Source organism: Moorena producens 3L (assembly GCF_000211815.1).
GTDB classification, from domain to species: domain Bacteria; phylum Cyanobacteriota; class Cyanobacteriia; order Cyanobacteriales; family Coleofasciculaceae; genus Moorena; species Moorena producens.
In genome coordinates, this window is the sequence record NZ_GL890843.1 from 25902 (window position 1) to 40044 (window position 14143).

The window sequence follows — 14143 nt, forward strand, 5'->3', positions numbered from 1 at the left end:
CCCGGGCCCCACACTCCCCGCGCCCGGGTCCCACACTCCCCACACTCCCCGCGCCCGGGCCCCACACACAGCGCTATACCTTGTTCAGAGCTTGGTCAAAGGTCATCAACAGGGATTCCAGGGAAAAAGTAGACTTAGCATGGATATAACCATCTTTGGCTAGCCTATCTGCAGCCCTTGGATCACTGAGCAATTCACCAATCACCTTCGCCAGTGCTACTGAATCTCCTGGCGATACCAAGTGACCAGTCTCGCCATCCTGAATCAATTCCACTGCACCACCAGCCGCAGCAGCAACTACGGGTCGTTTTGCCAACTGACCCTCCACAATCACCCGACCAAAGGGTTCCGGTTCAGTAGAGGTATGGACTACAATATTACAAGCAGACATCAATGCTGGCACGTCATTGCGAAATCCCAGCATGTGAACACGACCAGCAAGTTCTGGTGCCGCAGCCATAGCTTCGAGCCGTGAGGCGTATTCTGCTTCACCAAATAGGGCTTCACCAACCAACAGCGCGTGTACATTGGGGAGTTCCTGTAAGGCTTCTAGTAGAATATGCTGACCTTTCCAGTAAGATAGCCGACTGAATACACCAACAAGTGGAGCATCACCAATGCCGAGCTGGTCACGGATTTGAGCTGATTGATCCGATGCCAGATTATCGAAGGGGTCTGAACCAATACCGCCGTAAACCAGTGTTACTAGGTCTTTACGTCCCCCAGCAGCGATAAAGGCTTGACCAGTAGCACGAGAATTGACCAATACTTGAGATGCTAGACGATTAGCTAGGAAAACGGCTATGGCACGATTGAGGGAGCTAAAGTGTGGTGCGGTCACAATATCTCGCAGGTGCCAAACCACGGGAGGACCGCCCATCAATGTTGCGATCGCAGCAGCAATGAAAGCTTTTTGGGAGTTGGCGTGTACTAGCTCAAACTCACGTCCAACTGCTGCTATTCGACAAGCCATCCACCACAGGGGAGGTAATGCCTTGAGAGCGGCGCTGAGTCCCCCTGAACTCCTTACGGATAAGATGGCTTGGGGTGCAGGTATGACCTTGACCTTCACCTGTGCAGCTTCGAGCCGTTCCCGGAACGGGCCATCGGCAAACAGTAGTACTTCGCTGGTGTCCCGGTAGGCAGTGGCCAGATCCAGCAGGCTCAACTCAGCTCCGCCCAAAACGGCGGCATGATCGACAAAAAGGACTCGACGGCGCTTCATAAAAGTGGGTAGTCCAAAAAAGAGTGTTTCAAACGTGCAAAAGCTGACAAGCTAATCTCATAACTGATCTCAGCTATAGCGTTTTCTAATTTAATGAGGTACATTCCCTTTTTTTTACTTGCTTGCTTATCGCAGCTCCCTGCTCCCTAAAACCAATAATGAAAGTACCTCACCTGATTAAAAATTGCTATATTAATCCATGGCAGCTTGATAAACAGATTTAATTCGTTGAGCAATCACCGGCCAAGTATAGTGCTCATGAACATAAGCTTCACAAGCCTCAGAGCTAGGTAGTTGACGCTGACCAGAAAATACCTCGATCATGCCCTGAGCAAGTTGATCAACAGAAGTCCCTTCAAACAATAAGTCTTCCGAAAAAGGCTGTAAAATCTCTGGAATACTATCTACAGGTGTTCCAAGAACTGGCGTTCCATTCACCAATGACTCAATAACAATCAGACCAAAGCCTTCCCATGCCACGGTTGGCACAACTGAGAAAGTTGCAGCACGGTAAGCTAGGGCTAAATCTTGGTCCGACACAAAACCTAACAAGCGGACATGCTCAGTGAGTCCTAATGCTTCAATCTGTGCTTGCAAGGTTGGCATCAGTGTGCCTTTACCCGCTATCAGTAACAGCACGTCTGGATAGCGCTTACGCACCTGATCCACTGCTGCAATTAAATTTTCTAAGCCCATGCGTTTAGCTAACCGTCGCACAGCTAAGATAATTGGTCGATCTTGAGGCCAGCCTAGTTTTGACCGTGCTTCCTGGGGTGTAATGGTGGTGTCGAAACGCTCGGTATCAACCCCCGGAGGAATGATGTGAATGCGCTCTAGTGGGATATGATACTCTTGGTGCAAGGTGTTGCGGAAAGCCTCAGAAAGTACGATAAACTGGGCTATCCGTTTGTACGTCACCCGCTCTAGCATCCATTTTAACCGAGTCGCAACGGTATTGCTGCCTTCTACATGCCCTTCTAAGGCCCAAGGCCCTTGGAAGTGCATCACCATTGGGCGACTGTCTAATTGATCGAGGATTGGAAAGGTATATAAAGCGAAGTGGGACACTACTAGGGGGTAGTCTTCCTCCTTCAGCACTCGATGCATTGCCTGTCGGATACTGCTCCAGCGTTGCCAGAGAGGAGATTGATGGCTAGCAAAGGCTTGGACTTGACCACCGGAGTTTTCAGATACAGCGGTTGAGCCTGCCACTAAGCCATGCATCTCCACACCAGCTTGGGGTAAGTAACGAGTGCAATCGTAATAAACCCGGTTGAGTCCTCCTGCTTGTTCAGGGAACCAACCCATACCGATTTGAAGTGTTTTCACAGTACTAGAGCCTCGATAGTGTTTGTTAAAGCAAAGGGAGTAGGGAGTAGGGAGTAGGGAGTAGGGAGTAGGGAGTAGAGTGTGGGGAGAGGGGGGAGGGAAGAAGTAGTTTTCGAGCAGACTTGATATTAGGGGTCTATCTTTATGCGGTACATTAAAGCTTTAGCGTAAAAATCCTCTTCGGCAAATAGCAAGTATTCTCCATTTTTTATTCGCACTACTCTTAAGGCCATCGGGACATCCAGCCAACCTGTGGTTGATTTTACTTCTGGGCCGGGATTTATTTTGCCAATCTCTTGACCTGTGCGAAAATCATAAACTCGCACTTTAGGGTATCGATTCGGATCTTTTTCAAAACTATTATCGACATAGCCGACAAATAAATAGTCTCCATAAACAGCCATACTTTTCGGTAAATCTGGTCTGACTCCTTTGGAGTTTTGATTGTAAGCAATGACTATTTCACCGGCTTTTTGTGGCGCTTTACTCCAATTGATATATTTGACAGCTCTGTTACCAATCAATCCCCAATCACCCCTGGTATTAAACGTCGGAGAATATCCAGCAATATACATGGTATCGGTTTTTGGATGATACTCAAGTCGTTGAATAATTTTAAATTCCTTTGGCATTTCAAAGGATTTTTGGTGGTTAATATCGTAAATCGGGCTGCCGTAAGAATCAAACCGTTTAAGGGATAGTTTTTTAATCCCGTTTCTTGATGTACCTATCCAGATATTACCGTCATCATCAGGCCAAAATGCCCAACCCCGATAATTTTGTCCTTGATTATATTGACCTTGTTCAGCCTGTTCCTCTTGTCCATTACCGTTTTTATCTTGCCAATAGCGATAATCCAATTGACTTCCCCAAAATGAGGCAGTGGGAATAGCGACTTCCCCATCAGTTGCCGGATTAAACCGATAAACATGGATACCAGCTGACTCGGTATACATACTATTGGTAAACATCAGCTTCCGACCCTTAACCCGGCGAATCATCGCACCAGCATTATGCTTGATAGTCTTCTTAATTCGATTATCATTAGGATACTTAAAGGGATTAACGGTATGGGCGACATGAGTCCATTCTTGACCTGATGATTTACTGTAATCTAGTTTAAACTGTTGATTTTTCGTATGAACAACAGTTTCAGCCGCTGGATCAATATCAGGAATGTCAATAAATAAGAGACCTTGCAATTTCCAATTGAGAGTCCCATCCAGTTTGTAGCTATCCACGGTTAATCCACCTGCTTGCCAAGCGTAAATCCGACTGGGATCACTGGCGACATAAATATTATTATCCTGATCGACTCCAATCCCGGTAATGGAATTAAAATGTAAGGGTCTGATTTTTCCAATTTCCCGAGGACTTCCGGCATAAATTCCCCCTTTAACACCAAAGGTTCCATCAGGAGTTGGATTGCCACTGCTGTCTAGATTTTTAAATATTTTAATCTGATTATCAGGTCCACCATCTCCTACTAAGAGGCGATTTTGATTATCCACAACAATAGCTGTAGGGATGCTAACCGAATCAAGTTTGCCTTGAACTTTGCCCGTTTCTGTATTTAACTTAAGGATCTTATTGGTCTTGTTCTGAATAACCCACAAGGATCCAGTTTTATCTAAGGCTAACTTACCCGGTTGATTTACTGACCATTCTTTAACCGGTTTCATGGTCTGGGCATCATAAACTTTGATTTTATTGTTAGGCGTATCACTAACATATAAGCGACTATTATCTGCTGCGATTCCCCGAATCAAACCTTGATTGGTATTGATAATCAACATACTCTTATCATAGCCATTACCCCCCTTAAACTTTGCTCCTTTATAATTACTTCTGTTATAGCGACGAACACAATACCATTTATCATCAGAATTAGGATACCCTACCCCATAGCGACCCTTTTGTGTCATCGCCATGTAAATATAGTTATCATTAACTGCGATCGCAGTTCCCCCGGATCGTCCCCAACCATGGGTAGCATCCAGTTGACCAAGAACATCACCATTTTTATAAACCCCCCCTTCTCTACCAGCTTCATCCCAGGGAGCATTACCATAAACCGTACCATCGGGACTTACAGCCATCGCTAACATCGATAGCTGGACATGTTTATCCTTGCCCGGAAGATCACCTCCGGGACCATAGGTATTACCGATCCAAGAGGTAGTGTAAGTCAAGCGTTGGCTTGGGTTGGATTCAGCAGTTATAGTGTCATTGTTGCTAATCACAGAATGGACAATAATTACCAAAACAGCGATCAGAGGAACAATCGCAGCATATTGCCATTCCGGGATACGTATTGACATAGTTTTTTCCCTGAACTCGAAACTATTTAAAAGACTGGAGCCTGCAACCTGGGGTAGCTAGCCGTCAAGCTTCCTTAGGAACGTTTTAGAAGCTGATGGTAGACAGTAATAATCTTCTCCACCATAGTGGTGACGGTTAGTTCCTCAATGTTTTGCTGTGCTGCACGTCTTAATCTATCCTGTTCAGACGGACTAGCCAGAAGCATCTCGATCTGATCTGCCAGTGCGATCGCATTTTTAGGAGGAACTAGCACTCCTGCCTTTCCGTAATCTAGTACTTCAGGAATACCATCCACCCTAGTAGCAACAATCGGGCAACCCACCTGTCGTGCTTCCATCAAAACCAGACCGAAAGACTCACGGTGTGAAGCCAGGACAAAAACATCCGCTGCCATCATGTAAGCTTGAGGATTTTTTTGAAAACCCTCGAAGTGGATACGATCAGCAACTGACGATGCCGCAGCTTGAGTTTCAAACATTTGACGGTCGGGACCATCTCCGACTAAATACAAATGTGCCTTAGGAGAACTCTTAGCAACCGGCTCAAAAGCGCTAATTAACTCAGTAATTCCTTTACGTCGGTTCATGCCAGCTACTGTCACAATAGCCGGATGTTCCAAAGCTTTAGCAGTGCAGGTATCTAAAGCAGGTAATCGGGGACTGCCTAGAGTGCAATTCTTGATCACAGGCATTTTCCCCATGGGAATACCCCGCTTAGACATCGAGATTGCTACTGCATCACTCACGGAAATCACCCGTTCAGCCAATCCCATCACTACTGAGCTACGTTGGTGAACATTGTGAATATGGGATACTAGCTTATACTTTGCTGAACCCCGTAGGAACCGAGCTAGGACTACTCCCGTCATCATGTGTCCATGGACAATATCTGGCTGAAATTCTGCGATTATCCCTCGATAACGCCCAGCAGCCTTGAGCAGATGCAACGGTTTTCGGGTCTGATCGAGTTCAAAGTGAGTGACGCCATAACGGCTTAGCAATGTTTCATATCCGCCGCCAGCAGAGGCAATAGCAACCTCATGACCCGCTTTGGCTTGCTCACAGGCAACGTCAATCGCTACATTGACAATACCATTACCAGTTTGTTTAATATGGTTTAAGATATGGAGTATACGCATCAAACCTCTCCCAAAAAGCAAAGCACCGCCATATTTGACCTATGAGTTAGTTTATAAGTTAGTTAGGAATTGGTAGTTGAAACATCCGGCGTAAGCATTCAGCCGTCAGCCGTCAGCCGTCAGCCGTCAGCCGTGAGCTAAAAGCTCACGCTACTTGAGGTGCTTTGTGGCACAGGCCACAAGGGATTTGACTTTCGTGACTATTAAACCAATGCTTACCTGTTTGATTCAAAAGCTGATAGCATCTCAAGTAACGTGCCCATTCCCGTAGGGTGGCCATAGGCCAAGGCCTTTGACTGATAGCTGATAGCTGATAGCTGATAGCTGATAGCTGATAGCTGATAGCTGATAGCTGATAGCTGATAGCTGATAGCTGAATACTTACCATCCGGCTGTTCCTTTCCATCTCCTACTTCTGTTATTCTTCAGTCAGTGCTATTGATCAGAAAATTTTCATAATTCTTATCTTTAGCAGTCTTCACTTCAGCAATACTTTCCATTTCAGAAGAAAGCTTATTTTGATGCTGGTGATACTTATGTGCTGCCATAGTTAGACCCAAAAATCCCCAAATATAACATCCCCCAACACCAAGCATAGCGCTACCAATCGGTAGCCCGATTAAATTACTCAAACCAATAGCACGAGCAGCACTCATGAAGGAATCACGGCGAATCTCAGGATATTGGAAAACACTATATACCAGCAGGAGCAATCCAGACATATACGGGAGAGTTCCAAACCAGCCTAGGGTAAAAAACATATCTAAAATGCCACTGTCAATCACAACGCTTCGGATTTCCCCTTGTTCGATAGTGAATGTATTTCCAATCCCATTACCTAAAGCCATAGAAAGAGCTTTGCCAAGACTCTCTTCATAGATCTGTTGTCTAACTTCCGCACTGTGATCATTTCCAAGGTCAGAAAATGTTGCCAAACGACTACCAATTACCTCCGAGAATGGCTCAATCGTGGTTAACGGCACGATACAAATTGCCATGACCAGGATAGAAATAATGATGCGCATCTGGATTTTGGGTTTGAGTGAACTGGTTAGGGAAGCTAGTCCAAAGAACCAGCTCGCCCACATCGTCCGTGACAACGTGAGTAGAAAAGACAAGTAACCAGCTATGGAAGCAGGAATACGTAAAGGACTTTGATTATTAAATAACAACAGCAGACCCACCATCATGGTTGCGGCAAACGGTCCAGTGGAATTCATCGTGCTCCACAAACGAATACCAAACGGTTCGGGATTCCCCATCGAGAACATTCTGGCGTTAATCAGCCAAAATCGATCCCACTCTGGTGCAATCACATATTGCACTATGCCATAGACTCCCATCACCAAGACACCCCAGAGGAATGTGCGCTGAATGTTTTCGCGATAGCGAGGATAATCTCGCCAATTTATAAATAAGTAGAAACCTAACAGAATTGGGGTAAACCAGTCGATCAGTCCTCGAATAGCGAAAATAGGAGTGCTTTTAATCAGACCAATTATAAAGCCATACAAAATACTGGTGAATCCTAAAATAAAAGGCAAACCCCCCTGTTTATAGGCTCTAGGAAGGTATTTTAAAAAGGTATCCACAGTAATCCATGTCACCACAGGCGCTACTAGCAATACTGGACTCGGATTAACCCAGTTACTGCGATAGTCAATTAAACGACGAACCAATGGCATCAGAAACCATAGCCACCACATAAAACCTAAGTAGAGCACAGGATACCGTCGATAGAGAAAAAGGCCCACGGCAAACCCTACCACAGGCAACAGAATACGCAGAATGCTGCCAGCACCAGCAATAATCCCCAGTATTGTAATCACAACAAATAACAGGATAGCTGTCCAAGCAGGGGCTGGTTCTAGTTTGATAGGAATTCCTTTTGTCATTAGGTGTTAGGGATTAGATACACAGTAGTTCTCAATTGGCTGAGGGAAAAAGTCCTAGGTTTTAGGGAGTAGGGAGTAGGGAGTAGGGAGTAGGGGTAATAAAATTAAATGTACTTAATAACTATTAGAAACGCTAGATCTGATAGATTAGAGATTAGTTAGTATTGATTAGAGATTAGTTAGTATTGATTAGAGATTAGTTAGTAGTCATTTTTCGACTGCCTGTTCCCTATTTCATGTTCCCTATTTCTTATTCCCTATTTCCTGTTCCCTTTCCACATTTAGTCAACAGTCAACCTTCAATCTTGGCCTTTGGCCACGCTACGCGAACAACCTTCAACCTTGGCCTTTGGCCACGCTACGCGAACAACCTTCAACCTTGGCCTTTGGCCACGCTACGCGAACAACCTTCAACCTTCAATCTTGGCCTTTGGCCACGCTACGCGAACAACCTTCAACCTTGGCCTTTGGCCACGCTACGCGAACAACCTTCAACCTTATTCAACCTTCAACCTTATTCAACCTTCAACAGTCTCTTTTGCTAGCCTAAGCACTTTTTCCAGCTCAACCAACCCTGCCAACGTCCACGCAAAGAAGCAAGCCACTTTTGTCCTGCTAAAAGTCCTTCCTTGGGGAAAGACCGCAAACATTGCAGGAAACCGGGTTTAATTTGCGTTCCCACCAATGTTGACCAAACTATAAATATAATCCGTTGTAGAACAGGGAAGTAATCTAACAAAACTATAGTTTCATTATGTGCCGCATTAATTAGGGCAGTATCGCTAAAAACTATGCCTCGCTGATCCTCATCAAAACGCTGTGCTGGATAGTGGTCTACTGCTACCCCTGGGTCATAAATCAGCTTCCAACCGGCTTTTCTTAGGGCTAGACTAAACCCCAGATCATTATGGACTTGAGCTCCCGTCCCTCGCAGACGCTGATCAAAGCGCAAGCCCGATATAGCAGTTCGTCGATAGCTCATGTTAGCGCCCTTAAGGACATCCACCTCCCGAGGTAAACCTACCCCCAGGTGATGATTACCAATCACCCGTCCATACCATTGCACTCGACCCACTCGTTCTCTAGCACCATTTTCCAGGTAGTTACCCAGATGTACCCAATCCCGTCCACCGACACCCCCGATCCGGTGATCGGACAGGAAGTGAGTTTCAATATAAGCTAACCAATTGCCACGGGGAGCAGCATCATCATCGGTAATGGCAATAATATCTCCCTGTGCTGCATCAAGACCTGCGTTGAGAGCGGCCACTTGCCCGGGAATACTTAATTTCACAGGACGCATGGGTAAAACCTCAGGGTTGAATGCTTCAAGAAACCCCCAAGTTTCAGGATCAGTATCCCGTACAATCACCAAGACCTCATCCACTGGTCGAGTTTGCTTCTCCAGGGCCTCTAAACACCGTTCTAGGTCTTTTGGACGGCGATAGGTGGGGACTATAACAGTTATTCTCATTTCTTCTACGGTTGAGTTAGGTTGAAGGTTGGAGGTTGAAGGTTGTTTGTCAGAATGCAGAATGTAGAATGCAGAATGTAGAATGCAGAATGCAGAATGCAGAATGTAGAATTCGGGCATTCTAAATTCTAAATTCTACATTCTAAATTCTAAACAGATTACTATCCTGCTGTTTGAGACCGTAAATAACTCTGTAGAGTACTTAACCAACCTTTCACCATACCTTTCAACCGTAATTCCATAGAAATTGTCCATTCAAAGACAGGACGAAAGCCCCATCTCGATAAGAACATGCGAAATCGCAAAGCTGGTGAATCTCCTAACTCTTTCAATAGAGCAATCAGCTCCGTGCGTTCTACCTCATTGAACAGTGGACGATAACAGTATGCTGTGTGTCTTAAGGCCAGTTTACGACGCTGCTCCTCAATCACCTTTGTATCCCAACCCCGTCGCTTAAAACCAGGCAAGATACTGTCTTCAAAAACCCGAATACATCCTTGTAATTCAATATTTTTACGCTTAGGACGTAGATTTTTAGCATCAGTCCAAACGCGATAACGCGCTAATATCTCATTGGCATAAACGTTGCCATAACCCGCATCTGCCATTCTGACCCACATGTTATAGTCCTGTACAAAATCGGGACTATCTTCATAAAACCTAACTGCTGGCAACGCTTCAGCCCGAAACATAGCGATATTTGCAGCTACTTTTACGCCAAAAACTGCGGCTCGTAGTGAGTCGTCTGCGCTCTGAAACTCGTGCTGTCTTGCAATACGTCGCACATCTCGATTGTTACTGCGTTCATCAATTTCCTGCACAGCACTATGGGCATAACCCGCCTCTGGATGCTTCTCTAGCAGGGGTAGTAACGTTTCTACATAGTTGGGTAACAGGGCATCATCTGAATCCAAACGAACAATAAATTCAGTGTTTGGCTGTTTCAAAACCCAATTGTTGTTAGCGGCCATACCTAGGTTTTTAGGGTGCCGATAGTACCGTACTTGAGGAAACTGCTGGCATAGTTGTGCCATAACCTCAGGGGTTTCATCAGTGCTAGCGTCGTCTGACACCCAAACTTCCACATTGGGATAGGTTTGACGGCAGGCGCTGCCCACTGACTCCCATAAGTACTGGGATTGATTATAGGTAGGAATGCAAATAGCAACTGGTTTCATATCCTGCATCAGGAGTAGTTCCTTTATACGAAAGTTATGTTAAAATCAAATAACCGTAAGAACTGTTGAATTTTCCTTCGTCAAGAGTGCTATTTTTTGATTCAACAGCAACAAATAGCGATCCGGTTAGTTTCGCAAAAATGCTCTATAGGGTTATTTTTTGACCAAAAAATTCTTAACAAATTGTTTCAATAGTCCTGATTTACCAGACAAATACTCTACTATCACCTTTTTATCTTGCCAGAGAATAAAATAATCCCTTAAAGACCACTTATCGACCTTGGTAAATTCCATAGGTTTAAAGACTGAACTATACCAAGTAAGCACCATGCCCTTTTTCAAAAACATGAAGGGACTTTGACCTTTAAATTTTCGATTTGACTCTAAATGAGTTGGGTGTCTACCTGTAACATCACCATAAGCATCGGTGATCAGTGCAATGCCTTCTGTTTTTAACATGGAGCGTATATTAGCAATGGCGATCCATGGCTCAGTAAGGTGTTCGAGAACATCGAAAGAAATTACAACATCGTACTGATTATCCAAACAGGCTTCATAGGTAGGAATCAAGTTGATACCATATGTCTAACAAGCCATAATGTTTAAATCGCTTGGTGACAAAATCATAGATTTTACTGCCTGGAAAATCGCAGTAATCAACTTGACAACCATTCATCCCTAAGTACAGAGAGTCATTGCCTGTACCATCACCCAGTAACAAAATTTTTAAATCACCAGTTGTCTTCCCTTTCTGTGAGGCATACTTCTGAATCCTTTCTAGGGTTATTTCTATCAATTGCTTTCGTCCAGGTCTAGCCCAAAAAACCATTGTTTCAAATATGAAGCCATACCCATTTTTATAAAGAGCCTCCATATTGGCATCATACTGGTGAGGGGTAACTCCAAAGTTTTGGGCATCTTGACAAACATTCCAGCCTAGTTGCAGCGCTTCCTGCCAGACTCGATGGTTTACCTCGTCTCTGGGCAGTTCGGTAAAGTTACTAATTTCATCAACAATAGGTTCGAGCTCAGTGGGAAGTTTAATTAGTAGGTTAGACATAACTATTGAGAATTGAGAATTGAGAATTGAGAATTGAGAATTGAGAATTGAGAATTTTCTACCTTAAAAATCCTCGGGAGTATCGTTATCTGTTGACCTGCAACCTGCAACCTGCAACCTTCAACCTGCAACCTGCAACCTTCAACCTTCAACCTGCAACCTGCAACCTGCAACCTTCAACCTGCAACCTGCAACCTGCAACCTTCAACCTGCAACCTGCAACCTGCAACATTAAATTTAGACTACCTGATCAGTTCTTCAAATAAATCCACATAGCTTTGTGCCATCTTTTCCCAACTGTATTGGGCGGCTATCATTGGTGCAGCTTGGCTCATCTGTTTCCTTTTTTCAGGATTACTAACCAAAAAGCTTAACTCCTTTGCCAAAGCCTGGGTATCGTTGGGGTCAGACAAGACCACTCCGCAGGCTGGGGTAACCAATTCAGCCCCCCCGGCTGTGCTTGCGGTAATCACTGGCAAGCCGGAAGCCATTGCTTCTAGGAGCACTAGTGTGCAGGCTTCATAGCGGGATGGAAAGACAAATAAATCTACGGCTCGCATGATCTGTGGGAGGTCACGTCGGTACCCCAGAAAATGTACCCGTTCGCTGACATTTAGGGTTGCGGCTAGCTGAGGATAGGGACTACCTTCTGTGATGCCAGCAACAGCCAGGTGTAATTCAGGCACTTGGACTAAGGCGTGCAGAATTGTATCCAAGTTCTTCCGAGGTGTTCGGATGTCTCCAGCAAAAAATGCTAAAGGCACTCCCTCAGGAAGACCCAATTGTTTGCGGTCAGCCACACCGGGATAAAATTCCTGTAAGTCAACACCATTGACAATTACCCGAATGGATTCAGGGGGTACACCAATGTCTACTAATTCTTTCTTGACCTTTCCGGAAACTGCGACTACTACTTTTGCCTGACGGAAGGATTTTTTTTCCCAATGGGCATTCAAGATTGTAACTAGCCACTGGTAAAGACCATACAAATCCCGACGTAGCCGAGAAGTATGGGCAGGCGATCGCAACCAAGAACTGTGGACAAAATGTACAGCATTCACATCTGAGCCAGCTCTGGTAATGGAGCCGTTAACCTTTACTAAGTCCAGCTCACTACGGTGTTGATTTAACCAATTGCCACTCCGCCAGGAAAAAACTAGATGACGAATTAGTGCTGTTGGCCACCTTTTAACTGGAATGAAAATCCAGTTTACCTGATTGCTCTGCTGGAGTTCTGGGGCGACATTACTGGCTAATAAAGTGACGTGATGACCGCGACGAATGGCTTCTTTGGCGACTTCATAGTTGACTCGACCTTGGCCATCATTTTTCATGACTTTGTGGGTAACGATACAGAGTTTCATGAGTAGCTATCCTGTTAAAATTATCGAAAACTCTGACTAGTGCATCCTTCGCAGAAGTCTTTAACTACCTGATCTAGCAATCCTAATTTAAACCTTAAAGACATCAGAAGGACTATAGGTATATTATTCCCTATTATCCCCATCTTACCCAAGATGTTTGTCCAGCATATCGATAACTTTGGCATCTACTTTATCATCGAATTTGCGGGCAAAGTGCTTACCAGAAGTAATCATTGACTCAAAATCTTGGACACCCATGATAGCTGGATAGGGAGGAGTCCAAGAGATATAACGTTTGTTATCATTGAATAGTTTTAGCATCGACTGGTTGAGCAGGATGCTCTGGATGAAAGACTCATCTGGTACGAGTGTGTTTCGATAGTGTTCTACAAATGCTGGGTTACGCTGAACAAATTGATGGATATATTGAATACAGCGGTAGGAAAGTGTGTGCCACTGAGAACCCGCGTAGCACTGAAACTCTGGGGTGAAAGGTGTTGAAACGCAACGGATTGCTATTCTGGCACCAAACTTACCAGCCCTGATCCGGACTAGGGGCTGCCAATTGACAACACGATATAGTTTATACACTATAGCCTTTAGACTAGCTGGCAGCTTATAGTAGCGAAAAAAATAGCGCTCTATGCCCAAATCTTTGCCCCACTGCCAAGCTGTTTCTGGTGGTTCTTGTACCGGAAAATATTCCATAAATCCGTCATATTCGGTGTTCTGCAAGAACTGCTCGATTTGGCTGATTGGCTGAATGGGATAGTCTTGACCAGAGAGGAATATCAACCAGTCAAATGTCACAGAATTATCTATTAACCAGTTGATGCAGCGAAGTTCCATTTCCACCATAGAAAAATCTGCCCACTCAACTGGAACATAGTCTTCCAGGATGTGAACATTGTTGATCTGCTCAAAAGACGTTGGGCTAAGGCTCGACTTAGATTGATCATGGTGAATTAAGACCTGGGACTCAGGGTTACCAGTCTTAATTTTATTGACTAGTCTGACAACTTGGTCTGGATTGCTATGAGAAGCAATTAGGTAAAGGATTTTAGTCATGATTGACTCTTAGGTTTAAACATTAGCGCATTCTATTCCCGTTTTCTCTATCAGGACTTACGCAGTAACTCTACCTGTGGGGTGTGTTAT

13 protein-coding genes are annotated in these 14143 nt (G+C 44.7%); 2 read left to right on the forward strand and 11 right to left on the reverse strand.

The window, feature by feature from the left end; translation table 11 throughout:
• Positions 1 to 73: 73 nt before the first annotated feature.
• The 5 genes from LYNGBM3L_RS09470 to LYNGBM3L_RS09495 form a co-directional block, all read right to left on the reverse strand.
• Positions 74 to 1225: a glycosyltransferase family 4 protein gene (locus LYNGBM3L_RS09470; protein WP_008181789.1), complete on the reverse strand. Its 1152-nt coding sequence runs from the start codon at positions 1223 to 1225 to the stop codon at positions 74 to 76.
• 192 nt (positions 1226 to 1417) lie between these two features.
• Positions 1418 to 2533 (reverse strand): glycosyltransferase family 4 protein, encoded by a 1116-nt coding sequence (locus LYNGBM3L_RS09475; protein ID WP_008181791.1) that lies wholly within the window; start codon positions 2531 to 2533, stop codon positions 1418 to 1420.
• Positions 2534 to 2682: 149 nt separating this feature from the next.
• Positions 2683 to 4875, reverse strand: a complete 2193-nt coding sequence (locus tag LYNGBM3L_RS09480) for an NHL repeat-containing protein (protein ID WP_008181792.1) — start codon at positions 4873 to 4875, stop codon at positions 2683 to 2685.
• A gap of 74 nt (positions 4876 to 4949) precedes the next feature.
• Positions 4950 to 6014 (reverse strand): glycosyltransferase, encoded by a 1065-nt coding sequence (locus tag LYNGBM3L_RS09485; protein ID WP_008181793.1) that lies wholly within the window; start codon positions 6012 to 6014, stop codon positions 4950 to 4952.
• 425 nt (positions 6015 to 6439) lie between these two features.
• A complete protein-coding gene (locus LYNGBM3L_RS09495) occupies positions 6440 to 7909 on the reverse strand; it encodes an O-antigen ligase family protein (RefSeq protein WP_008181806.1) in 1470 nt (489 codons plus the stop codon).
• A gap of 236 nt (positions 7910 to 8145) precedes the next feature.
• Between LYNGBM3L_RS09495 and LYNGBM3L_RS45595 the strand changes: the two genes are divergently transcribed.
• Positions 8146 to 8454 carry a hypothetical protein gene (locus LYNGBM3L_RS45595; RefSeq protein WP_008181807.1) on the forward strand — a complete coding sequence of 103 codons (309 nt, stop codon included), beginning with the start codon at positions 8146 to 8148 and terminating at the stop codon, positions 8452 to 8454.
• On the opposite strand, the gene LYNGBM3L_RS09500 is transcribed toward LYNGBM3L_RS45595, so the two are convergent.
• The 4 genes from LYNGBM3L_RS09500 to LYNGBM3L_RS09515 all read right to left on the reverse strand — a co-directional run bounded on the left by LYNGBM3L_RS09500 (position 8451) and on the right by LYNGBM3L_RS09515 (position 11621).
• Entirely contained in the window at positions 8451 to 9383 is a 933-nt protein-coding gene (locus tag LYNGBM3L_RS09500) for a glycosyltransferase family 2 protein (protein ID WP_044492556.1), read from the reverse strand. The two genes, LYNGBM3L_RS45595 and LYNGBM3L_RS09500, sit on opposite strands and share 4 nt — an antisense overlap.
• Positions 9384 to 9544: 161 nt before the next feature.
• A complete protein-coding gene (locus LYNGBM3L_RS09505; protein WP_008181809.1) occupies positions 9545 to 10570 on the reverse strand; it encodes a glycosyltransferase family 2 protein in 1026 nt (341 codons plus the stop codon).
• Positions 10571 to 10714: 144 nt separating this feature from the next.
• Positions 10715 to 11107 carry a class I SAM-dependent methyltransferase gene (locus LYNGBM3L_RS09510; protein WP_229414412.1) on the reverse strand — a complete coding sequence of 131 codons (393 nt, stop codon included), beginning with the start codon at positions 11105 to 11107 and terminating at the stop codon, positions 10715 to 10717.
• Positions 11108 to 11114: 7 nt separating this feature from the next.
• Positions 11115 to 11621 carry a hypothetical protein gene (locus tag LYNGBM3L_RS09515; protein WP_008181811.1) on the reverse strand — a complete coding sequence of 169 codons (507 nt, stop codon included), beginning with the start codon at positions 11619 to 11621 and terminating at the stop codon, positions 11115 to 11117.
• 47 nt (positions 11622 to 11668) lie between these two features.
• Here LYNGBM3L_RS09515 and LYNGBM3L_RS43150 point away from each other — a divergent pair, with 47 nt between their 5' ends.
• Positions 11669 to 11887, forward strand: a complete 219-nt coding sequence (locus LYNGBM3L_RS43150; protein ID WP_008181813.1) for a hypothetical protein — start codon at positions 11669 to 11671, stop codon at positions 11885 to 11887.
• On the opposite strand, the gene LYNGBM3L_RS09525 is transcribed toward LYNGBM3L_RS43150, so the two are convergent.
• Both LYNGBM3L_RS09525 and LYNGBM3L_RS09530 read right to left on the reverse strand, forming a co-directional pair.
• The gene (locus LYNGBM3L_RS09525) at positions 11864 to 12985 is read right to left on the reverse strand and encodes a glycosyltransferase family 4 protein (RefSeq protein WP_044492545.1); all 1122 of its coding nucleotides are present in this window, start codon (positions 12983 to 12985) and stop codon (positions 11864 to 11866) included. The genes LYNGBM3L_RS43150 and LYNGBM3L_RS09525 overlap by 24 nt on opposite strands.
• Before the next feature lie 144 nt (positions 12986 to 13129).
• Positions 13130 to 14053: a beta-1,6-N-acetylglucosaminyltransferase gene (locus LYNGBM3L_RS09530; RefSeq protein ID WP_008181817.1), complete on the reverse strand. Its 924-nt coding sequence runs from the start codon at positions 14051 to 14053 to the stop codon at positions 13130 to 13132.
• Between the last annotated feature and the right edge of the window lie 90 nt (positions 14054 to 14143).

Coding starts and splice junctions, on each gene's coding strand:
- LYNGBM3L_RS09470 (WP_008181789.1), bottom strand. CDS start 1,225: ATGAAGCGCCGTCGAGTCCTTTTTGTCGATCATGCCGCCGTTTTGGGC.
- LYNGBM3L_RS09475 (WP_008181791.1), bottom strand. CDS start 2,533: ATGGGTTGGTTCCCTGAACAAGCAGGAGGACTCAACCGGGTTTATTAC.
- LYNGBM3L_RS09480 (WP_008181792.1), bottom strand. CDS start 4,875: ATGTCAATACGTATCCCGGAATGGCAATATGCTGCGATTGTTCCTCTG.
- LYNGBM3L_RS09485 (WP_008181793.1), bottom strand. CDS start 6,014: ATGCGTATACTCCATATCTTAAACCATATTAAACAAACTGGTAATGGT.
- LYNGBM3L_RS09495 (WP_008181806.1), bottom strand. CDS start 7,909: ATGACAAAAGGAATTCCTATCAAACTAGAACCAGCCCCTGCTTGGACA.
- LYNGBM3L_RS45595 (WP_008181807.1), top strand. CDS start 8,146: ATGTTCCCTATTTCTTATTCCCTATTTCCTGTTCCCTTTCCACATTTA.
- LYNGBM3L_RS09500 (WP_044492556.1), bottom strand. CDS start 9,383: ATGAGAATAACTGTTATAGTCCCCACCTATCGCCGTCCAAAAGACCTA.
- LYNGBM3L_RS09505 (WP_008181809.1), bottom strand. CDS start 10,570: ATGCAGGATATGAAACCAGTTGCTATTTGCATTCCTACCTATAATCAA.
- LYNGBM3L_RS09515 (WP_008181811.1), bottom strand. CDS start 11,621: ATGTCTAACCTACTAATTAAACTTCCCACTGAGCTCGAACCTATTGTT.
- LYNGBM3L_RS09525 (WP_044492545.1), bottom strand. CDS start 12,985: ATGAAACTCTGTATCGTTACCCACAAAGTCATGAAAAATGATGGCCAA.
- LYNGBM3L_RS09530 (WP_008181817.1), bottom strand. CDS start 14,053: ATGACTAAAATCCTTTACCTAATTGCTTCTCATAGCAATCCAGACCAA.